A 20,305-nucleotide genomic window follows, 5' to 3' on the forward strand; every position below is an offset into this window, starting at 1 on the left:
ACCTGCTTGCCCGTTGGCGGGCGAGTAAGGCCAGTACTTCAATTTCAGGTTGTGGCTTAAGTGAGGCTTAAATGCTCCAGCGAGCACTCAACAAACGATCATTCAACAGGTTCGGATCGAGCGGCCGGGGCCGTCGTGCCATGGCGCTGAAAAACAACTCCAGCGACTCAGTCAGTCGTTGTTCCAGTTCCGGCGCCAACTGCGCCAGGGCGCTGCCTTCGCCGTAGGCGATCTGGCTGTCGACGGCGAAAATCCCCTGCAGCAGTTCCTGGGCCTTCAACGCCGACAGCACCGGCTTGAGCGCGTAATCCACCGCCAGCATGTGGGCAATGCTGCCACCCGTGGCCATGGGCAACACCACCTTGTGGCTCAGGGCACGCTCGGGCAGCAGATCCAGCACGGTTTTCAGGGCCCCGGAGAACGAAGCCTTGTACACCGGCGTGGCGATCAACAGGCCGTCGGCGTTTTCAATCTGCTGCAGCAGATCGACGACCTTCGGGCTGTCGAAGCGGGCGTGCAGCAAGTCTTCGGCCGGGAAGTCCCGTACCTGATAACTCACAACCTCCACGCCCCGCTCTTGTAACCAACGTCGAGAGCGATCCAACAGCACCCCGGAACGGGAGCGCTGGCTGGGACTTCCGCCCAGTGAGACAACCAGCATTGGGAGACTTCCTCAAACGGTGTTGGCGATTCGCGGCTTGCGATCTCGCTTTGATGGAGTGACCTTAACAGCTGATTGATATATCCATAAATCATATTTATTCATTTGGTTATTCGTTTAAGAGATATACGAAACAGTTTCTTCCCGGCAAAAAAGCAGGCCGTTAAAACGGCCTGAAATCCCCCTGCTTTATGGAAGCATTTCACTCTGAACGCTGCGTTGCCTGACCCGCCGTCTTCGCGAGCAAACCCGCTGCCACAGGGGTACGCGGTCACTGTGGGAGCGGGCTTGCTCGCGAAAGCGGCATGTGCCAAACCACAAAGCTCAATGACTCATTTGTTCGGCTGCGGCGTCAGGCGCAGGTACGGTTTCACCGCGCGATAGCCCTTGGGAAAACGCTGTCTGATTTCATCTTCATCCTTGAGCGACGGCACGATCACCACCTCATCACCGTCCTGCCAGTTGGCCGGGGTGGCCACCTTGTAGTTGTCGGTGAGTTGCAGCGAATCGATCACCCGCAGGATTTCATTGAAGTTGCGCCCCGTGCTCGCCGGGTAGGTGATGGTCAGCCGGACCTTTTTGTTCGGGTCGATCACAAACAGCGAGCGCACCGTCAGGGTGTCGTTGGCGTTGGGATGGATCAGATCGTACAAGTCCGAGACCTTGCGGTCGGCATCGTCGAGAATCGGGAAATTGACCACGGTATCCTGGGTTTCGTTAATGTCTTCGATCCACCGGTGGTGCGATTCCACCGGGTCGACAGACAGGGCGATGGCCTTGACCCCACGCTTGGCGAATTCATCTTTCAGCTTGGCGGTGAAGCCCAGCTCGGTGGTGCACACCGGCGTGAAGTCGGCCGGGTGGGAGAACAGCACACCCCAGCTATCGCCCAGCCATTGGTGGAACTGGATAGCACCAGCGCTGGAGTTCTGTTCGAAATCGGGGGCGATATCGCCGAGTCTGAGGCCCATGGTGCTGTTCCTTGTGAGTGCTTGATGGGCTCAACTGTGCCTGTATTTTTTATCTGTTAAAAAGAATAAATATCGATTTATTTAGCACTAAAGGAAATATTAAACATCTCTTCACTGGACGTGTGAACGCATCGCGACGAACATCGGCCACAAGGTTCGAGAAGGCCTTGAGTTGCTGCAAAAGAGGGACTTTCAAGGCGGGTTTACGGGGGTGAGCCCGCCTCGAAAACACAAAAGCCCCGCCCGGCGTGATGCCGGGTGGGGCTTTTTTTGCCTGGGTTACCCGAGCGCTATTACAACAGCGGGATCGAGTAGCTGACGATCAGGCGGTTCTCGTCCTGGGAACGCGTGTTCGGCAGATCGGTGCGCCAGGTGGCGTTCTTCCACTGCACGCCGAGGTTTTTCAACGCACCGGACTGCACGACGTAACCCACGGTCAGGTCGCGTTCCCACTCGGAAGCGCCGCTGGCCGCTTCACGACCGGCAGCGTTAACGGTGTCGATGTCGTCGCCATGCAGGTACACCACACCCGCCGTCAGGCCAGGCACGCCGAGCTTGGCGAAGTCATAGGAGTAGCGCGCCTGCCAGGTGCGTTCGCCGGCACGGGCGAACTTCTGGATTTGCGAGTCGGTGATGATGTAGGCCGACGATCCGTCGCCCTGGTTCAGCCACGGGAAATCGCTGCTGCCATTGCTGACCTGGTAACCGCCACCGAAGGTATGACCGGCAACGGTGTAGAGGAACAGGCCGCTGTACAGGTTGTTATCGACCTTGCCTTTACCGCTCGGCGCGTTGTAGTTGCCCGTGGTGTAGTAGAGCGGGTCGTGACCGTTGGCACCATCGTCGGAGCTGTTGAAGTAGCGCAAGTCCGACTTCAACACACCAGGACCGATCGACCAGTTGTGCACCAGGCCCAGGAAGTGTTGCTTGTAGAACTCTTCGAGGTTGCCGTAGTAGTACTGGGCCGTCAGGTCCTTGGTGAGTTTGTAGTCCCCCCCGGCGTAGATGAACTTGTTGCTGTCTCGACCTGTTGAGGCACGGCTGTTGGCGCCGGAGATCGACAATTGCTCGTTGTTGCTCGAGTTACGACCTTTGACCTGCTCGATCTGACCACCGATCAGGGTCAGGTCCTTGATGTCACCCGAGGAGAGTTGGCCACCCTGCCAGGTTTGTGGCAACAGACGACCATCGTTGGTCACGATCACTGGCAGTTTTGGCTGCAGGGTGCCCAATTTCAGCTCGGTCTGGGAGATCTTGGCTTTGGCAGTCAGGCCCAGGCTGGAGAAGTCGTCAACCGCTTCGCCGTTGGACTTGCTCGGGAATACCGTGCCGCCGTAAGAAGACGACGTGGCGCCATTGGTGCCGCCGCCCGAATCCAGCTTCACGCCCAGCAGGCCGATCGCATCGATACCGAAGCCGACAGGACCCTGGGTATAACCGGAGGTGAAACGCAGATCGAAGCCTTGGCCCCATTCTTCGTTTTTGTTCGGACCGGTACCGTCGCGGTAGTCGGTGTTGATGTAGAAGTTGCGCAGCCCCAACGTTGCCTTGCTGTCTTCGATGAAACCGGCGGCGCTTGCCTGCTGCGCCAAAACCCCTACAGCCACAGCCAGGGCCAAGGTGGACTTGTTCATTGTTTCGCTCCTATCGTTTTCTAGTTCCTGGTCCTGGGTCGAATGCCCTGGATCCGCAAGCGCCATTCGCGCCAGACCGTCTTGAGCGGTCGTTTTTTTGGGCCGCGCAGAATACCCGTTCATAATCCTAAAAAGAATTGCAGAATTAATTTTAATCGCATTTAGGAATATGCCCCGACAGCGCAGGCCCGAGGTATCGGCGACAGGCCAATTCTTGGAGTTTTTGGGTTGCGGGATTTGAAAGCTCGATCCGAGGCTTACGGTGCGTGTCGGATAGCCTTACTTTAAGCGCTTGAGAAGAAAGCTAAAAAGAATAAAAAATCATCAGAAACATCGTTTATGGAATATAGAAATGGACGCGAAAAAAAGCCTCGTCCAGTGACGAGGCTTCCGCTACGACTTACTTGAAGGCGTAGGTGTAGTTGAAGATCAGACGGGTCTGGTCCTGGTCGAGGGTGCTGGTGTTGCCACGGTACATGCCGTGACGCAACGTCGTACCAAACCCTTTCAATGCACCCGTTTGAATCACGTAATCCACGCGCAGGTCGGTTTCACGCTCGTTCAGGTCTTTGCCCACGCCGTTGGTGGCCTTGATGTCCTGGCCGTACAAGTAGGCTGCCGAAGCTTTTAAACCGGGCACACCCAACGAGGCGAAGTCGTAGGAGTACTGGCCGTACGAAGTGTTTTCACCGGCACGGATGAAGCTACCCACAGTGGCATCGGTGAAGGAGTAGAAGCTGGCGCCGCCGGCGCCTTCGTTACGACCGTTACCATCGACGACGTTACCCTGGTTCAGGAATACGAAGCCGCCGTCATCGCTGATACGCTGATGGCCAAGCAGGAACGCGCTGCCACCCAGGGAATAGGTGAAGGTGGCGCTCCAGGTCTGGTTATCCACTTCTCCCGGATTCTTGGCGTAGCCATTGTTGTTATTGAAGCGGTAGCCAGGGTCGCCGTTCTTGCCATCGGAACTGCTGTCGAAATAACGAAGATCAGTCTTGAACGACTGGTTGGAGGCGATCGGGTAAACGTGCACCAGGCCGAGGAAATTCTGCTTGTAGTAGTCTTCCAGGTTCGCGTAGTAGTACTGCAGCAACAGGTCTTTGGTGACCTTCCAGTCAGCACCGGCGTAGCGGAACTGGTTGCTTTCCTGAGTACCGCCAGCCACGGCCAGGCCGGTGCTGTTGGAAGAGGCGCGACCGGTCGCGTGCTCCATTTGACCCACGTTGAAGGTCACGTTGTCGATTTCCTTCGAGGTGATGGTGCCACCTTCGAAGGTCTGTGGCAGCACGCGACTGTCGTTGGCGATCAGGATCGGCATGTTTGGCTGCAGGGCGCCACCGAGGTGGGCCTCGGTCTTCGAGATGCGTGCCTTGACGTTGCCCGCCAGACGGCTCCACTCATCCGTTGCCGACCCATCGGAATCGCTAGGGCTGAAGGAGTTGTTGTCTGGGTGATGGCCCTTGCCCCCGTCCAGGTGGATACCGACCAGTGCCTGGGCGTCAAAGCCGAAACCGACAGTGCCTGGGGTATAGCCGGACTGGAAATCGAACTTGAGGCCTTCAGCAGCCTCGCGCTGCCGGTTGGCAGGCGTTTTGGCGCCTTCACGGTTATCGGCGTCGAAGTAATAGGTTCGCGAACTGACCGAAGCCTTGCTGTCTTCGATGAAACCCGCGGCGCCTGCCTGCTGCGCCAAAACCCCTACCGCCACGGCCAGGGCCAAGGTGGACTTGTTCATTGTTTTAGCTCCTCTCGTTTCTAATTCTTGTGTTCCTGGCCCGAAATCGGATGTTCCGGATCCTAAGATGCGCGATTAGCGCCGCAGCGTGACTCACAAGTCAATCGTAACTTTGTGTGTCTACGACCATAGTCTAATCCCCGTTTTTTTGGTCCATGCAGGTCATGAGTTCGTCACAAACCTGAAAAGAAAGAACAAATTCTTTTCTCATACCGTTTAGGAATTTAGCTCACCCTGCTCACCCCCCTCAGGACAGAGCGTCTGCCTCATAAGCTAATTCCTAAATGGTATTTATTAGGCATTTTTTAGATCGATTAGTTTTAGTAGCAATTCCGCCACAAAACTAATCGAAAAGGCCCATGCCATGACGAACAAGCGCGCACTATCCCGGCCATTTGTTACAGTTTGTGTATCGTTGCTGGTTTCTTTTTCCGCCCATGCGGCGAATCTCACAGTGGGTTACCAGACCGGTATCGATCCCAGCAAAGTGCCCCAGGCCGATGGCCTCTACGAAAAAACCATTGGCGAGAAAATCGACTGGCGGCGTTTCAACAGTGGCCCGGAGGTTGTTACAGCCATTGCTTCGGGAGATGTGCAGATCGGCAACCTCGGCTCCAGCCCCCTGGCCGCCGCTGCCTCGCGCAATCTGCCAATTGTCGCGTTCCTCGTTTCCGCGCAAATCAACGCCGCCGAAGCCTTGGTGGTGCGCAATGGCAGTGGTATCGAGAAACCGGAAGATCTGATCGGCAAGACCATCGCCACGCCGTTCGTTTCCACATCCCACTACAGCCTGTTGGGCGCGCTGAAGCACTGGGGCCTGGACGCCTCGAAAGTCAAAGTGGTGAACCTGCAACCGGCGGAAATCGCCGCCGCGTGGAAGCGTGGAGACATCGACGGCGCGTTCGTCTGGTCGCCAGCCCTGGGGGAAATTCGCAAGACCGGCAGGACCTTGACCGATGCCGCGGAGGTCGGCCAATGGGGTGCGCCGACCTTCGAAGTCTGGGTGGCACGCAAGGATTACGCCGAAAAACATCCGGAGGTCGTGGCGAAATTCGCCAAGGTCACTTTGGACTCATTTGCTGACTATGCGGCGCATAAGGACAGCTGGACCGCCGATTCGGTAGCGGTGCAAAAAATCGCCAAACTGACCGGTGCCAACGCTGCGGATGTACCGGAACTGCTGGCTGGGTCCGCGTTCCCGGATGCTCAGGCGCAACAGACCTCCGCCCTTCTGGACGGTGTCACGGCCAAGGCGATTGGCGAGACGGCGAAGTTCTTGAAGGAGCAAGGGAAGGTAGAAACGGTGCTGCCGGACTATTCGCCGTATGTGAGCGCTAAGTTCGTGCAGGAGTAACGCAACACCCCGGTGATGATCATTCCCACGCACCGCGTGGGAACGATCCATCCTGAGGCCGGAGTTACAGGGCTTTTTCGAAGATCTTCGAATTGCGCTGATAGTTGTACAGCGACGCCCGTGCCGACGGCAGGCGATCAACGCTACTTGGCACGAAGCCGCGCTCGCGGAACCAGTGTGCCGTACGAGTGGTGAGGACGAACAAGGTTTTCAAGCCCTGGGCCCGAGCACGGGTTTCAATGCGCTCGAGCAATTCATCACCGCGACCGCCATGACGGTACTCCGGATTCACCGCCAGGCACGCCAGCTCCCCGGCATCGGAATCGGCGATCTGGTAGAGCGCCGCACAGGCGATGATCATGCCCTCACGTTCAACCACGCTGAACTGCTCGATCTCACGCTCGAGCACTTCGCGGGAGCGGCGTACCAGAATGCCCTGCTCTTCCAGCGGGCTGATCAAGTCCAGCAAGCCGCCGACGTCTTCGATGGCCGCTTCGCGCACCACCTCGAATTGCTCCTGGGCCACCAGCGTGCCGCCACCGTCCCGGGTGAATAGTTCGGTCAGCAGCGCACCGTCTTCGGCGTAGCTGACGATATGACTGCGGGCTACGCCACCTCGGCAGGCTTCAGCGGCGGCATCCAGCAGCTCGGCCTGATAGTTGCTGCCCAGGCGCTGCAGATGCGCCGGCACCTGTTGTGGACGCAGTTCGCGTACCAGCCGGCCGTTTTCATCGATCAGGCCAAGGTCGGCACCAAACAGCAGCAGTTTGTCCGCGCTCAGGTCGATGGCCGCGCGCGTGGCGACATCTTCACAAGCGAGGTTGAAAATTTCACCGGTCGGCGAGTAGCCCAGCGGCGACAGCAGCACGATGGAGCGCTCATCCAGCAGGCGATTGATGCCCTTGCGGTCGACCCGACGCACTTCGCCGGTGTGGTGATAGTCGACGCCTTCAAGCACGCCGATCGGCCGTGCGGTCACCAGGTTGCCGCTGGCCACCCGCAGGCGCGAGCCCTGCATGGGCGACGAGGCCATGTCCATGGACAGGCGCGCTTCGATGGCGATGCGCAGTTGACCGACCGCATCGATCACGCACTCCAGCGTCGCGGCATCGGTGATGCGCATTCCGTGGTGGTAATGCGGGGTCAGGCCGCGAGCCTCGAGGCGTGCTTCGATTTGCGGGCGGGAACCGTGCACCAGCACCAGGCGCACGCCCAGGCTGTGCAACAGCACCAGGTCGTGGACGATGTTGCCGAAGTTCGGATGTTCAACGCCATCGCCGGGCAGCATGACGACAAAGGTGCAGTCGCGGTGGGCGTTGATGTAGGGCGAAGCGTGACGAAGCCAATTGACGTATTCGGGCATGAACCTGGGCCTGTAATAAATAGCAGCCGAAAAAAGGGCGAAACAGCAAAACGCACAGCGGGCTGATGGTTATCGTCGGAACAGGCTTGGCGACACGCGCGCTCTCCTCATGAATACGGGTTGGAACACCGGCAATTTATACGGCTTGTCAGCCAAAGCACAGACCCTGTGGGAGCGGGCTTGCTCGCGAAGGCGGTGTATCAGTCAAAATTGATGTAGCTGACATGCTGCCTTCGCGAGCATGCCCGCTCCCACATGGATTGCATTCAACTGACGGTCGTCAGGCAGTAATGTTCAATCAGCTGACGTAATAGATGCACCGTAGGCTGCAAACGTGACATTTCGAGGAATTCCCCCGGTTGGTGGGCGCAAGCGATATCGCCCGGGCCGAGCACCAGTGTTTCGCAGCCAAGGCGCTGAAGATAAGGCGCTTCGGTGCCGAATGCCACTGCTTCAGCAGCATGCCCGGTAAGCTTTTCGGCGATGCGCACCAGTTCGGCATCTTCGGCCTGCTCGAACGGCGGCACGGCGGGGAACAGCGGCGCGTAGTCGATCTTCACCTGATGGCGTTCGGCAATTGGCTTGAGCTTCTGCAGGATCTCGGCACGCAGGACCGTGGGATCCATCCCCGGCAACGGCCGCAGGTCGAATTCGAGTGAACACTGCCCGCAGATGCGATTGGGGTTGTCGCCACCATGGATGCAACCGAAGTTCATGGTCGGCATCGGTACGCTGAACTGCGGGTTACGGAATTGGCGCTGCCACAACAATCGCAGGCCGCGCAGTTCGCCAATGGCATCATGCATGGCTTCGAGCGCGCTGTGGCCCAGGCGCGGGTCTGAGGAGTGGCCGCTCTGCCCGAGGATATCGATGCGTTCCATCATGATGCCCTTGTGCATGCGGATCGGCTTGAGCCCGGTCGGCTCACCGATCACTGCCGCACGCCCCAGCGGCCTTCCTGCCTGAGCCAGCGCCCGGGCACCGGACATCGAGCTTTCTTCATCGCAGGTGGCAAGGATCAGCAGTGGCTGCTTGAACGGTTGGTCGAGCAGCGGCCTGACGGCTTCGATGGCCAGGGCGAAAAAGCCCTTCATGTCGCAACTGCCCAGGCCGACCCAGCGGCCGTCGACTTCAGTCAGCTTCAATGGATCGGTCTGCCACAGCGCGCCATCGAACGGCACGGTGTCACTGTGACCGGCCAGGACCAGCCCGCCGGGGCCGCTGCCGAAACTCGCCAGCAGGTTGAATTTTCCGGGGCTGACTTGCTGGATATCGCAGGCAAAACCCAGGTCGCCGAGCCACGCGGCCAGCAGGTCGATCACCGGGCGGTTGGATTGATCGAGGTTCGCTTGAGTGCAACTGACGGACGGCGCAGCGATCAGTGCAGCGAACTGATCTTTCATGGACGGCAAAGGCATCGCTGACTCCAACTTCCGAATTGAGGACCATCATAGAACCATCTGGCGCCAGGAATAAACCGCCGCGGCGCGGAGGAGCGGTGAGTCCTGTACACTGCACGACCTTGGCAGCCACACATTCCCCCGGCTGCGCTCCCGATCCTGGATTTTCCGGCCATGCAGAAAGAAACCGAAATCAAACTCCGCGTCAGCCGCGAAACCCTCGCCGCCCTGCGCGAGCACCCGTTATTGAAAAAACGCAACAAAAGTGGCTGGGAACGCCGTGAGTTGATGAATCAATACTTCGACACGCCGGAGCGTGACCTGGCCCGGGCCAAAGTCGCCCTGCGCCTGCGCAAGGATGGCGAAGAAGTGATCCAGACCCTCAAGACCCGTGGCCAAAGTGTCGCCGGCCTGTCCGTACGTAACGAGTACGACTGGAACCTGCCCAAGGCCAAGCTCGACCTGAAAAAACTCGACGGTGAGTGCTGGCCAGAAGAACTGGCTGAACTGGACAAGAAAACCCTAAAAGCCATCTTCACCACCGACTTCGTCCGCGAGCGCGCAGAAATCGCCTGGGGCCGTGGCAAGACCAAGGTCGTCATCGAGGCGGCACTGGACCTGGGCCATGTTGTGGTCGGCAAGCAGAAAGAAGAAATCTGCGAACTGGAACTGGAATTGCGCGAAGGCGAACCCGCCGCGCTGTTGGAACTGGCCGCCGAACTGGCCGAGAAACTGGCCCTGATGCCATGCGATATCAGCAAGGCCGAACGTGGCTATCGCCTCTACGACGCCCACAGTTATTCGTTGAGCCTGCCGGCGCCGCAGATCAGCGCCGAAACGCCACTGGACGACGCCTTCGCCGCGCTATGCTGGCACTTGCTGGGCAGCAGCCAGCGCCTGGCCGAGCAGTATCGCTTCAATGGTCACTGGCGCCTGTTGCTGGACTGGGTCGAGAACCTGGCTGAAATGCGTGCGCTGATCAGCAGCCTCGGCCAGGCTGCGCCGCGTCAATCGACCCACGATCTGCGTGTTGCACTCGACGCCTTGCTGGAAGACTGGCGCCCGCTGGTCCAGGCCGGCCTGGACGATGAAGACGTGCGCAAAGCCGCGCCGGAACAATTCCTCGAAGAGCTCGAAGACCCGCGTTGGGGCCTGTTCTCCCTGAACACCTCGCGCTGGTTGCTCGCCCGCACTTGGACCGCCGACCGCAACACCCGCGGCAATCGCCAAGGTGCCGCGCAATTGGGCAGCTGGCTGCCACGCCTGCTGGGCGAAGAAGCCACTTCGCTGCAATTGCAGCGTTACCAGCAACAGCCGGAAGACCTGGCCGAGCAATTGCCGCGCATCGAACGCATCCAGGTCTGGCTGCACCACGCGCGCAACGTGCTGGAGATCCCGGAAATGGATCGGCTGTACGGCGAGCTGAACAAGCTGGCGCAACTGGCAAACGAGCCGATCACCGATGAAACCCTGGATGCGCGCAAGCAACAGGCGATCGCGGTTTATCAGAATCGTGCCTGGAAGATGCTGCTGCGTCTGTAAAACCGCCATCGCTGGCAAGCCAGCTCCTACAGTGAATTTGTGATCGACTCAAATCCTGTAGGAGCCGGCTTGCTGGCGATGGGGCCCGCACACCCACGACAAAATCCTAGACCGGCAAACTGGTGGTCGACTTGATCTCCGACAACGCCACGACCGAGTTCACCTCCTGAATCCCCGGCACCAGCGACAGCTTCTCAAAGAAAAACCGCTCATACGCCTCGATGTCCGCCGCCACGATGCGCAGCATGAAGTCCACTGCCCCCATCAGTACGTAACACTCCAGCACCTCGGGAAACCCGCGAATCGCCTCGGTGAATTCGGTGAAGTTCGAACGGCCATGGGCGTTGAGCTTTACCTGGGCGAAAATTTGCGTGTTCAGGCCGATTTTCTTGCGGTCGAGCAAGGTCACCTGGCCACGAATGATCCCCTCCTCCTTCATCCGCTGGATCCGCCGCCAGCAGGGCGACTGCGAAAGCCCCACCTGCTCGGCAATCTGCGCGCTGGAGAGCGAAGCATCCTCTTGCAGCAAGGCAAGAATCCTGCGGTCGTAGCCGTCCAGTTCGCTGTGCATAAAAAAACCCTCAACTGATAATTCTGTGAATTATACGATTCGCCAAAGCCGCGAAACGGCCAATCATAGATAAGAAATACCCGCCGGCGAATGTAAAAATTTCTCCAATGAACTGGAGACCGAGCATGCCGTACCTGGAAGCCGTAACGACCTCACCCACCCGCTTTGATGCCTGGAATGCCGACAACGCCCACTGTCGCGTTCACTACCAACTGCTGGCCGAAGCAGAACCGGATCTGCTGTGCCGCGCGCTCAACCTGTTCGCCTTGCAGTTTCTGACACCCGAACAGGTGAACGTGCAGCGCCAGCAAGACTTGCTGGCGATCGATGTCGTCATCGACGGATTGAGCTGGCATCGCGCCCAAGTGATTGCGGAAAAACTTCGAAACTTGATCAGCATGTGCTCCGTCGACCTGCAAGCCGCTGATTCGGCATGGGTTGAAGCGGCTCAGGCCGCTGGCTGACAAGACCCGATACGGCTTCGTCGGGTAGTGGCCCAACGGCTTGCAGGGTCACGACTATCCTTTGCGCACTGTCGTTCAAAGGAGCCCGCATGTCCGTACAAATCGCCTTTCAGGACCGCTGGCTGGATCTCAATGATGTGCTGCGTGAACTGGTCGCCCAGGGTTTTGTCAGCCAGGACTCAGCCGAACAGGCGCTCAACGCCCGACGCCGTCACGCCGCCAATGGTCAGATGCACCCGCTGGAGTTTATCGCCGGCCAACACCTGGACGACCTCAGCCGGCCCGGCAAGCACCTCGACCTTGAAAGCCTGACCCTGTGGCTGTCCCAGCAGGCCGGCCAGCCCTACCTGCGTATCGATCCGCTGAAAATCAACGTCGCGGCCGTGACCCCACTGATGTCCTACGCCTTCGCCCAACGCCACAAGATCCTCGCGGTGTCGGTCGATCGCGACGCAGTGACGATCGCCAGCGCCCAGCCTTACGTCACCGCCTGGGAAGCCGACCTGACCCACGTGCTGAAGCTGCCAATCAAGCGCGTGGTGGCCAACCCGGTGGACATCCAGCGTTTCAGCGTCGAGTTCTTTCGCTTGGCCAAATCGGTCACCGGCGCGAACAACGGTGAACAGCCGGTCAACACCCTGGGCAACTTCGAACAGTTGCTCAACCTCGGCGCCAGCGATCAGGAACCCGATGCCAACGACGCGCACATCGTCAATATTGTTGACTGGCTGTTCCAGTACGCCTTCCAGCAGCGCGCCAGCGATATCCACATCGAGCCCCGGCGCGAACAGGGCACGGTGCGCTTTCGCATCGACGGCGTGCTGCACAACGTCTATCAATTCCCGCCACAGGTGACCATGGCCATCGTCAGTCGCCTGAAAAGCCTCGGGCGAATGAACGTCGCAGAGAAACGCAAACCCCAGGACGGCCGGGTGAAAACCAAGACGCCGGAGGGCGGCGAAGTCGAGTTGCGGCTCTCGACCCTGCCCACAGCCTTTGGCGAAAAAATGGTCATGCGGATCTTTGACCCGGAGGTGCTGCTCAAGGATTTCGATCAGCTGGGTTTTTCCGCCGACGACCTGCGGCGCTGGCAGGACATGACCCGCCAGCCCAATGGCATCATCCTGGTCACCGGCCCCACCGGCTCGGGCAAGACCACCACGCTCTACACCACATTGAAAAAACTGGCCACACCGGAGGTCAACCTCTGCACCATCGAAGACCCGATAGAGATGGTCGAGCCAGCGTTCAACCAGATGCAGGTCCAGCACAACATCGACCTGACCTTCGCCGCCGGAGTCCGGGCGCTGATGCGGCAAGATCCGGACATCATCATGATCGGCGAGATCCGCGACCTGGAAACCGCCGAGATGGCCATCCAGGCCGCCCTCACCGGGCACCTGGTGCTGTCGACCCTGCACACCAACGATGCGCCCAGTGCCATCAGCCGCCTGCTGGAACTCGGCGTACCGCATTACCTGATCAAGGCCACCGTGCTTGGCGTGATGGCCCAACGCCTGGTGCGCACCTTGTGCCCACACTGCAAGGCCCCGCAAGCCTTGGCCGAAGAAGATTGGCAAACCCTGACCCGGCCCTGGCAAGCACCGTTGCCTGGCAACGCCCAGCGTGCCATCGGCTGTCTGGAATGCCGCGACACCGGCTATCACGGTCGCGCCGGGGTGTACGAAATCATGCAACTGAGCGACGGCCTCAAGGCGCTGATCAATCCCGACACCGACTTGCTCGCGGTGCGACGCCAGGCTTTCAAGGAAGGCATGCGCAGCTTGCGATTGTCGGGTGCACAGAAAGTGGCCGCAGGTTTGACCACGATCGAGGAGGTGTTGCGGGTGACGCCGCAGAGCGAGCAGAAATAACCGATTTGTGTCACCTGATGATGCAGGAGGGCGATGAGCCGTATTTATACGTCGGCAGCCTCGCTACACTCCTGCGACACAAGACCTAGACATCAACAGGGAATCGTTATGCAGATCGGCAGTGTGCTTTTACTTTTTATCGGCCTGGTAGTCGCCATTCTGTTCATGGGGTTCAAAGTCGTGCCCCAGGGCTTTGAATGGACCGTCGAACGTTTCGGCCGCTACACCAACACGCTCAAGCCTGGGCTGAACATCATCATTCCGATCATGGACCGTATCGGTCGCAAGATGAATGTGATGGAAAGCGTGCTGGATATTCCGCCTCAGGAAGTCATCACTGCCGACAACGCCACGGTGCAAATCGACGCAGTGTGTTTCTTCCAGGTGGTCAACACTCCCCAGGCGGCGTACGAGGTGAACAACCTCGAACACGCCATCCGCAATCTGCTGCAAACCAACATCCGCACCGTGCTCGGCTCCATGGAGCTCGACGCGATGCTCAGCCAGCGCGACGGCATCAACGAAAAACTCCTGCGTACCGTCGATGAGGCAACCGCGCCGTGGGGCATCAAGATTACCCGGATCGAAATCAAGGACATCAGCCCACCCGCCGACCTGATGGCGGCGATGTCCGGTCAAATGAAAGCAGAGCGGATCAAGCGCGCACAAATTCTTGAAGCCGAAGGCCTGCGTGCCGCCGCGATCCTGACCGCCGAAGGCAAGAAACAGGCGCAAATCCTTGAGGCCGAAGGCAGTCGTCAGGCCGCGTTCCTTGAAGCGGAAGCCCGCGAGCGGCAAGCCGAGGCGGAAGCCCAGGCGACCAAAGTGGTCTCCGAGGCCATTGCAAGCGGCAACGTTCAGGCGATCAATTATTTCGTTGCGCAGAAGTACATCGATGCCTTGGGCAAACTGTCCTCCGCCAATAACAGCAAGGTCATCCTGATGCCGCTGGAGGCCAGCTCGATGATCGGCGCCGTCGGCGGTATCGGCGAAATCGTCAAAGCCACCTTTGATAACAAGAAAGCCTGAGGCACGTCATGTGGGCATTTGTGCAGCATCTATCGTTCTGGGACTGGCTGGCGCTGGGCACGGTGCTGTTGATTCTCGAGGTGTTTGGCGCTGGCGGCTACCTGCTATGGATCGGCATGGCGGCTGCAGCCGTGGGCGTCTTGACCTTTGTCGTGCCGGACATGTCGTGGCAGTTACAGTTTCTGCTGTTCGGCCTTTTCTCGATCGCCACCGCCTTGTACTGGTGGCAACGCCAACGCAACGCCGTGCGTCAAAGCGATCAACCAAACCTGAATCTGCGCGGCCAGGATCTGATCGGGAAAACCTTTGTGGTGCATGAAGCCATTGTCGACGGCCGCGGCAAAATCAAAGTCGCCGACGGGGTGTGGTTGGCCCAGGGACCCGACGCGGTCCCCGGCAGTCGCGTGCGGGTCGTCGGCCAGCAAGGCGCGATCCTACTGGTTGAAGCAGCGGAATAGGCGGCTATGGAACTCAACGGGGTGATTGGCAATCCAACGCCGCAGTTCATCCAGTGGAGTCACCCATCATGCGTCTCAAACTTGCTGTCGCTACCATCGCTTTGTTGTCCCTGCCTGTTGGTTCGGCGATGGCCGATAGCTTTTGGCGTAACGTCATTTCTTCCGGTGCAACCACCGGTTCGACCTACCTGACGTTCAAGGATCACAAACTGATCGTCGCTGCCCAGGACGATGCCGGCAGTTTTGTCGCCAGTGACGGCGGCATCCGCGGCCCGTACCTGGAAGCGGCGATGCAGAAAGTCCGCGCCGACAACCCGGGGCTGCAGGCTACGGACATGGAACTGGCGAATGCGATCCTGGCGAAGAATGCCGTGGCTTCGGAATAAGCCAGTTGCCGCACAGAAAAATGCCGCTCAAATGAGCGGCATTTTTTATTGCCAACACAAAATCCGTGTGTTTTTTTTCAGCGGTACTCGTCCAGCGGCACACACGCACAAAACAGGTTCCGGTCACCGTAGACATTGTCCACCCGGTTAACCACCGGCCAATATTTGTGCGCCTTGGTATGAGCATCCGGTGTGACCGCCTGCTCGATACTGTAGGGCCTTTCCCACACGCCAGTGATGTCCGCCAGCGTATGCGGCGCACGTTTCAACGGGTTGTCCTCGGCCGGCCAGTTGCCGTTCTGTACTTCGGTAATCTCCGCGCGGATGCTCAGCATCGCGCCGATAAAGCGGTCCAGCTCTGCTTTCGATTCACTTTCAGTGGGCTCGACCATCAACGTCCCTGGCACTGGGAACGACATGGTCGGCGCATGGAAGCCATAGTCCATCAGGCGCTTGGCAACGTCTTCTTCGCTGATGCCGGTCAGCAACTTGAGTGGCCGCAGGTCAAGAATGCACTCGTGGGCCACGCGCTCGTTGCGCCCGGTGTAGAGCACGGGGAACGCGCCGGACAGGTGCCGCGCCAGGTAATTCGCCGCCAGGATCGCGACTTCACTGGCGTCGGCCAGTTGCGGCCCCATCATGGCGATGTACATCCAACTGATCGGCAGGATACTTGCGCTGCCCCAAGGCGCCGCACTGACTGCGCCGTTCTGCGCCAGCGGCCCATCGATCGGCACCACCGGGTGGTTGGCCACGAACGGTGCCAGGTGCGCGCGCACGCCAATCGGCCCCATGCCCGGCCCACCGCCGCCATGGGGTATGCAGAAGGTTTTGTGCAGGTTCATGTGTGACACGTCGGCACCAATGTCCGCCGGGCGCGCGAGGCCGACCTGGGCATTGAGGTTGGCGCCGTCCATGTACACCTGGCCGCCGTGGCTGTGGATAACTTCACAGATTTCGCTGATGCCTTCCTCGTACACGCCGTGGGTCGACGGATAAGTCGCCATCAGGCAGGCGAGTTTATCCCCGGCCTGGGCGGCTTTTACCTTCAGGTCATCGAGATCGACGTTACCCGCCTCGTCGCACTCCACAATCACCACGCGCATCCCGGCCATTTGCGCCGAGGCTGGGTTGGTGCCATGGGCCGACGAAGGAATCAGGCAGATATCCCGCCCGCCCTGTTGGCGGCTCTCGTGGTATTTACGGATCGCCAGCAACCCGGCGTACTCACCCTGTGCCCCGGAATTGGGTTGCATGCAGATCGCATCGAACCCGGTGATCGCGCAGAGCCAGCGCTCCAGTTCTTCGATCATCAACGAGTAACCGACCGCCTGCTCCTTGGGCGCAAACGGATGCAGGTTGGCGAATTGCGGCCAGGTAATCGGGATCATCTCGCTGGTGGCATTGAGCTTCATGGTGCAAGAGCCCAGCGGGATCATCGATTGATTGAGCGCCAGATCCTTGTTTTCCAGCTGCTTGAGGTAGCGCAGCATCTCTGTTTCGCTGTGGTGGGCATTGAACACCGGATGGCGCAGATAGGGCGAGGTTCGTCCGAGCGCTTCGGGAATGCCGCCAACCAGGGTTTCAGCGTCCAGTTCGTCAACGCTGAGCCCATGATCGGCCCCCAGGAACACATCGAACAGCTTCGCCACGGTGCTTTCGTCGCAGGTTTCGTCGAGGCTTAGAGCCAATTGCCCGCGCCCTAGAATGCGCAGGTTGATCTGCGCGGCCTGGGCGCTTTCGACGATCGCGGTCTGGGTGCCACCGACTTCCAGGGTCAGCGTGTCGAAGAAGTGTTGGTTGAGACGGGTAATGCCCTTGCGCTCAAGGCCAGCGGCAAGGATGCAGGTCAGCCGGTGCACGCGCTGGGCAATTCGTTTCAGCCCTTCCGGGCCGTGGTAAACCGCGTAGAAACTGGCGATATTGGCCAGCAGCACCTGCGCGGTACAGATGTTCGAGTTGGCCTTTTCACGACGGATATGCTGCTCGCGGGTTTGCAGCGCCATGCGCAGGGCAACGTTACTGCGGGCATCCTTCGACACGCCGATGATGCGTCCGGGAATCGCCCGCTTGTACTCGTCACGGCTGGCAAAAAACGCCGCGTGGGGGCCGCCGTAGCCCATGGGCACGCCGAATCGCTGGGAGGAGCCGAACACCACGTCGGCCCCCAACTCGCCCGGCGGGGTCAGCAACAGCAGGCTCAGCAGATCCGTGGCGACACACGCCAGCGCCTGCTGGGCATGCAGATGATCGATCAACGGCCGCAGGTCGCGAATCTCGCCGTGGGTGTCGGGATACTGCAGCAGCGCACCGAACACTTGGTGCTGCTTCAAGTTATCCACAGCGTCGACGATCAGCTCGAAGCCGAAACCTTCGGCGCGGGTTTGCACCACGGAGATAGTCTGTGGATGGCAGTTCTCGTCGACAAAGAACAGGTTGCTTTTCGACTTGGCGACCCGCTTGGCCAGCGCCATGGCTTCCGCCGCCGCGGTGGCTTCATCCAACAGCGAGGCGTTGGCCAGCTCCAGCCCGGTGAGGTCAATGGTCAACTGCTGGAAATTCAGCAGGGCTTCGAGGCGACCCTGGGCGATTTCAGGTTGGTAGGGTGTATACGCGGTGTACCAGCCGGGATTTTCCAGGACGTTGCGCAGTATGACGGCCGGCGTCAGCGTCCCGTGATAGCCCATGCCGATCAGGCTGGTCCAGACCTGGTTCTGCTCGGCATAACCGCGCAGCTTGGCCAGCGCGGCTTCTTCGTCGAGAGCAGGCGGCAGGTCGAGTGGCCGGTTCAGGCGGATTCCCGGCGGTACCGTCTGCTCGATCAACTCGACCCGGCTGCCGAGGCCGAGGCTGTCGAGCATCGCCTGTTGCTCGGCGGCATCAGGCCCGAGGTGGCGGCGAAGAAAGGCATTAGGGTCGCGTAACTGGCTCAGGGACGGCAACTGGGACATGACGGGCTCTCTCTTGACTGGCGCTCAGCGTCGATGCAACACGGTCAAACCAGCATAGCAGTCGATGCCATGTGCGAAATCCATTGTGGGAGCGGGCTTGCTCGCGAAGGCGGTGTGTCAGGTTGTGAAAATGTTGGCTGACGCACCGTCTTCGCGAGCAAGCCCGCTCCCACATTTGGTGGTGCGTCAGGTACAAAAAAAAAGCCCCGACAGGTCGGGGCTTTGGGGCGTAACGCTGAAGGCTTATTCGCCGATGGCGGCCTTGTAGCCAGCCGCATCGAGCAGCTTTTCCAGGTCAGCCGCGTTGCTTGGCTTGATCTTGAAGATCCACGCGCCGTACGGGTCGGAGTTGAGCAACTCAGGTTCAGCGCTCAGTGCTTCGTTGACCGCGATCACTTCACCGGCAATCGGGGAATAGATGTCGGAAGCGGCTTTAACCGATTCAACCACACCAGACTGATCACCGGCGGCAAACACGTTGCCCACTTCGGTCAGCTCAACGAACACCACATCACCCAGCGCTTCCTGCGCGTGATCGCTGATGCCTACGGTAACGGTGCCATCGGCTTCCAGGCGAGCCCATTCGTGACTCTCGGCAAATCGCAGGTCGGCAGGGATATCGCTCATGTTCTGTGTCCTCAGGAAAATGATCGGCGGTCAACTTCCGCCGGAAAAGGTTAGATCAAGGTTTTGCCATGGCGGACGAAGGTCGGCTTGACCACTCGGACCGGGTACCACTTGCCACGGATTTCCACTTCTGCGCGGTCGGCCGTGGCCATTGGCACGCGCGCCAGTGCAATCGACTTGCTAAGCGTAGGAGAGAAACTACCACTGGTGATCTCTCCTTCGCCAACATCGGCGATGCGGACCACTTGATGAGCGCGCAAAACCCCGCGCTCCTCAAGGACCAGACCGACCAGTTTGTGTTGTACGCCACCACTGCGTTCGGCTTCCAGCGCCTTGCGGCCGATGAACTGGCGAGCGGCCGGCTCCCAGGCAATGCTCCAGGCCATGTTGGAGGCCAGCGGCGAGACGTCCAGGTCGATGTCCTGGCCGTACAGGTTCATGCCCGCTTCCACCCGCAGGGTGTCACGCGCGCCCAGGCCAATGGGGGAAATGCCCGCGCCCACCAGATCGTTGAAAAATCCCGGCGCCTGGTCGGCCGGCAGAATGATTTCCAGGCCGTCTTCACCGGTGTAGCCGGTGCGGGCGATGAACCAGTCCCCGTCGGGCCGGCCTTCGAACGGCTTGAGCTGCTGGATCAGGGTACCGCGCGACTGGTTCACCAGCTCGGCGATCTTGTGCCGGGCATGGGGGCCCTGGATGGCCAGCATGGCCAGTTCGGCGCGCTCGTTGAGCTGCACTTCAAAACCGTCGAGATGCGCCTGCATCCACGCCAGGTCCTGATCGCGGGTGGAGGCGTTGACCACCAGGCGGTAACCGCTGTCGAGGCGATAGACGATCATGTCGTCGACGATACCGCCGCGCTCATTGAGCATGGCGCTGTACAACGCGGAACCGGGTTTGTGCAGGCGTTCGACGTCGTTGGTCAGCAAATGCTGAAGCCATGCCTTGGCCTGGGGGCCGTCGACATCGATCACGGTCATGTGGGATACATCAAAAACACCGCAGTCGCGGCGCACCTGATGATGCTCCTCGACCTGGGATCCATAATGCAGAGGCATATCCCAACCGCCAAAATCGACCATCTTCGCGCCGAGGGCGAGATGAAGGTCATACAGAGGCGTACGCTGTCCCATGGGTTTCTCCTTCCGGGCGTGGCGAAGGTGCGGGCCAGTGATACGGCTTGCTGGAGCCTTGAAACAAAAGGCCTCCAGCCGTTTTCACTACCTTGTCTGTCAGACGGACCGCACCGAATGCCGCGCATTGTAGCCGCAAGGTGTAGGAC

Annotated in this window: 17 protein-coding genes; 7 read left to right on the forward strand and 10 right to left on the reverse strand. The window is 59.7% G+C overall.

Annotation, left to right across the window (positions count from 1 at the left end; genetic code table 11):
* Nucleotides 1–67: 67 nt before the first annotated feature.
* From ssuE to BKX96_RS16795, 4 genes are all read right to left on the reverse strand, one after another.
* Nucleotides 68–661 carry an NADPH-dependent FMN reductase gene (gene ssuE, locus BKX96_RS16780; protein ID WP_046818421.1) on the reverse strand — a complete coding sequence of 198 codons (594 nt, stop codon included), beginning with the start codon at nt 659–661 and terminating at the stop codon, nt 68–70.
* A gap of 332 nt (nt 662–993) precedes the next feature.
* Nucleotides 994–1,632 (reverse strand): peroxiredoxin, encoded by a 639-nt coding sequence (locus tag BKX96_RS16785; protein ID WP_077184794.1) that lies wholly within the window; start codon nt 1,630–1,632, stop codon nt 994–996.
* Between the two features lie 293 nt (nt 1,633–1,925).
* Complete coding sequence (locus BKX96_RS16790; protein ID WP_077184796.1) at nt 1,926–3,266, reverse strand: OprD family porin; 1,341 nt, start codon at nt 3,264–3,266, stop codon at nt 1,926–1,928.
* A gap of 400 nt (nt 3,267–3,666) precedes the next feature.
* Nucleotides 3,667–5,004 carry an OprD family outer membrane porin gene (locus BKX96_RS16795; protein WP_077184798.1) on the reverse strand — a complete coding sequence of 446 codons (1,338 nt, stop codon included), beginning with the start codon at nt 5,002–5,004 and terminating at the stop codon, nt 3,667–3,669.
* 364 nt (nt 5,005–5,368) lie between these two features.
* Between BKX96_RS16795 and tauA the strand changes: the two genes are divergently transcribed.
* Nucleotides 5,369–6,358 carry a taurine ABC transporter substrate-binding protein gene (gene tauA, locus BKX96_RS16800; RefSeq protein ID WP_077184800.1) on the forward strand — a complete coding sequence of 330 codons (990 nt, stop codon included), beginning with the start codon at nt 5,369–5,371 and terminating at the stop codon, nt 6,356–6,358.
* A 64-nt stretch (nt 6,359–6,422) separates the two neighbouring features.
* Here tauA and argA read toward each other — a convergent pair whose 3' ends face one another.
* Both argA and argE read right to left on the reverse strand, forming a co-directional pair.
* A complete protein-coding gene (gene argA / locus BKX96_RS16805; protein WP_046818426.1) occupies nt 6,423–7,721 on the reverse strand; it encodes an amino-acid N-acetyltransferase in 1,299 nt (432 codons plus the stop codon).
* 266 nt (nt 7,722–7,987) lie between these two features.
* Complete coding sequence (argE, locus tag BKX96_RS16810) at nt 7,988–9,139, reverse strand: acetylornithine deacetylase (protein ID WP_046818427.1); 1,152 nt, start codon at nt 9,137–9,139, stop codon at nt 7,988–7,990.
* A 156-nt stretch (nt 9,140–9,295) separates the two neighbouring features.
* Between argE and BKX96_RS16815 the strand changes: the two genes are divergently transcribed.
* Nucleotides 9,296–10,663 carry a CYTH domain-containing protein gene (locus BKX96_RS16815; protein ID WP_046818428.1) on the forward strand — a complete coding sequence of 456 codons (1,368 nt, stop codon included), beginning with the start codon at nt 9,296–9,298 and terminating at the stop codon, nt 10,661–10,663.
* 106 nt (nt 10,664–10,769) lie between these two features.
* Here the strand turns inward: BKX96_RS16815 and BKX96_RS16820 are convergent, their stop codons facing one another.
* Nucleotides 10,770–11,234 (reverse strand): Lrp/AsnC family transcriptional regulator, encoded by a 465-nt coding sequence (locus BKX96_RS16820; protein ID WP_077184803.1) that lies wholly within the window; start codon nt 11,232–11,234, stop codon nt 10,770–10,772.
* A gap of 125 nt (nt 11,235–11,359) precedes the next feature.
* On the opposite strand from BKX96_RS16820, the gene BKX96_RS16825 reads away from it, so the two are divergent.
* From BKX96_RS16825 to BKX96_RS16845, 5 genes are all read left to right on the forward strand, one after another.
* Complete coding sequence (locus BKX96_RS16825) at nt 11,360–11,698, forward strand: ACT-like domain-containing protein (protein WP_046818430.1); 339 nt, start codon at nt 11,360–11,362, stop codon at nt 11,696–11,698.
* 89 nt (nt 11,699–11,787) lie between these two features.
* Nucleotides 11,788–13,572 (forward strand): type IV pilus assembly ATPase TfpB, encoded by a 1,785-nt coding sequence (gene tfpB, locus BKX96_RS16830; RefSeq protein ID WP_077184806.1) that lies wholly within the window; start codon nt 11,788–11,790, stop codon nt 13,570–13,572.
* Nucleotides 13,573–13,680: 108 nt separating this feature from the next.
* Nucleotides 13,681–14,601, forward strand: a complete 921-nt coding sequence (locus BKX96_RS16835; RefSeq protein WP_046818432.1) for an SPFH domain-containing protein — start codon at nt 13,681–13,683, stop codon at nt 14,599–14,601.
* 8 nt (nt 14,602–14,609) lie between these two features.
* Entirely contained in the window at nt 14,610–15,059 is a 450-nt protein-coding gene (locus BKX96_RS16840; protein ID WP_046818433.1) for an NfeD family protein, read from the forward strand.
* 65 nt (nt 15,060–15,124) lie between these two features.
* Entirely contained in the window at nt 15,125–15,445 is a 321-nt protein-coding gene (locus tag BKX96_RS16845; RefSeq protein ID WP_169857239.1) for a DUF2388 domain-containing protein, read from the forward strand.
* Between the two features lie 77 nt (nt 15,446–15,522).
* On the opposite strand, the gene gcvP is transcribed toward BKX96_RS16845, so the two are convergent.
* The 3 genes from gcvP to gcvT form a co-directional block, all read right to left on the reverse strand.
* Nucleotides 15,523–18,396 carry an aminomethyl-transferring glycine dehydrogenase gene (gene gcvP, locus BKX96_RS16850; RefSeq protein WP_077184808.1) on the reverse strand — a complete coding sequence of 958 codons (2,874 nt, stop codon included), beginning with the start codon at nt 18,394–18,396 and terminating at the stop codon, nt 15,523–15,525.
* A 243-nt stretch (nt 18,397–18,639) separates the two neighbouring features.
* On the reverse strand, nt 18,640–19,023 hold the full coding sequence (gene gcvH, locus BKX96_RS16855; RefSeq protein ID WP_046818435.1) for a glycine cleavage system protein GcvH: 384 nt from the start codon (nt 19,021–19,023) through the stop codon (nt 18,640–18,642).
* Between the two features lie 50 nt (nt 19,024–19,073).
* Nucleotides 19,074–20,156, reverse strand: coding sequence for a glycine cleavage system aminomethyltransferase GcvT (gcvT, locus tag BKX96_RS16860; RefSeq protein ID WP_046818436.1), 1,083 nt, complete (start codon nt 20,154–20,156; stop codon nt 19,074–19,076).
* Between the last annotated feature and the right edge of the window lie 149 nt (nt 20,157–20,305).

Source organism: Pseudomonas putida (genome assembly GCF_001976065.1).
In the GTDB taxonomy this organism is placed as follows: Bacteria; Pseudomonadota; Gammaproteobacteria; order Pseudomonadales; family Pseudomonadaceae; genus Aquipseudomonas; species Aquipseudomonas serbica.

Bases quoted from the DNA above. Each gene is read 5' to 3' on its own strand.
- BKX96_RS16795 (WP_077184798.1), bottom strand. From the start codon at position 5,004: ATGAACAAGTCCACCTTGGCCCTGGCCGTGGCGGTAGGGGTTTTGGCG.
- tfpB (WP_077184806.1), top strand. From the start codon at position 11,788: ATGTCCGTACAAATCGCCTTTCAGGACCGCTGGCTGGATCTCAATGAT.
- argA (WP_046818426.1), bottom strand. From the start codon at position 7,721: ATGCCCGAATACGTCAATTGGCTTCGTCACGCTTCGCCCTACATCAAC.
- BKX96_RS16820 (WP_077184803.1), bottom strand. From the start codon at position 11,234: ATGCACAGCGAACTGGACGGCTACGACCGCAGGATTCTTGCCTTGCTG.
- ssuE (WP_046818421.1), bottom strand. From the start codon at position 661: ATGCTGGTTGTCTCACTGGGCGGAAGTCCCAGCCAGCGCTCCCGTTCC.
- BKX96_RS16840 (WP_046818433.1), top strand. From the start codon at position 14,610: ATGTGGGCATTTGTGCAGCATCTATCGTTCTGGGACTGGCTGGCGCTG.
- BKX96_RS16815 (WP_046818428.1), top strand. From the start codon at position 9,296: ATGCAGAAAGAAACCGAAATCAAACTCCGCGTCAGCCGCGAAACCCTC.
- BKX96_RS16790 (WP_077184796.1), bottom strand. From the start codon at position 3,266: ATGAACAAGTCCACCTTGGCCCTGGCTGTGGCTGTAGGGGTTTTGGCG.
- gcvT (WP_046818436.1), bottom strand. From the start codon at position 20,156: ATGGGACAGCGTACGCCTCTGTATGACCTTCATCTCGCCCTCGGCGCG.
- BKX96_RS16835 (WP_046818432.1), top strand. From the start codon at position 13,681: ATGCAGATCGGCAGTGTGCTTTTACTTTTTATCGGCCTGGTAGTCGCC.
- tauA (WP_077184800.1), top strand. From the start codon at position 5,369: ATGACGAACAAGCGCGCACTATCCCGGCCATTTGTTACAGTTTGTGTA.
- BKX96_RS16825 (WP_046818430.1), top strand. From the start codon at position 11,360: ATGCCGTACCTGGAAGCCGTAACGACCTCACCCACCCGCTTTGATGCC.
- argE (WP_046818427.1), bottom strand. From the start codon at position 9,139: ATGCCTTTGCCGTCCATGAAAGATCAGTTCGCTGCACTGATCGCTGCG.
- gcvP (WP_077184808.1), bottom strand. From the start codon at position 18,396: ATGTCCCAGTTGCCGTCCCTGAGCCAGTTACGCGACCCTAATGCCTTT.
- gcvH (WP_046818435.1), bottom strand. From the start codon at position 19,023: ATGAGCGATATCCCTGCCGACCTGCGATTTGCCGAGAGTCACGAATGG.
- BKX96_RS16785 (WP_077184794.1), bottom strand. From the start codon at position 1,632: ATGGGCCTCAGACTCGGCGATATCGCCCCCGATTTCGAACAGAACTCC.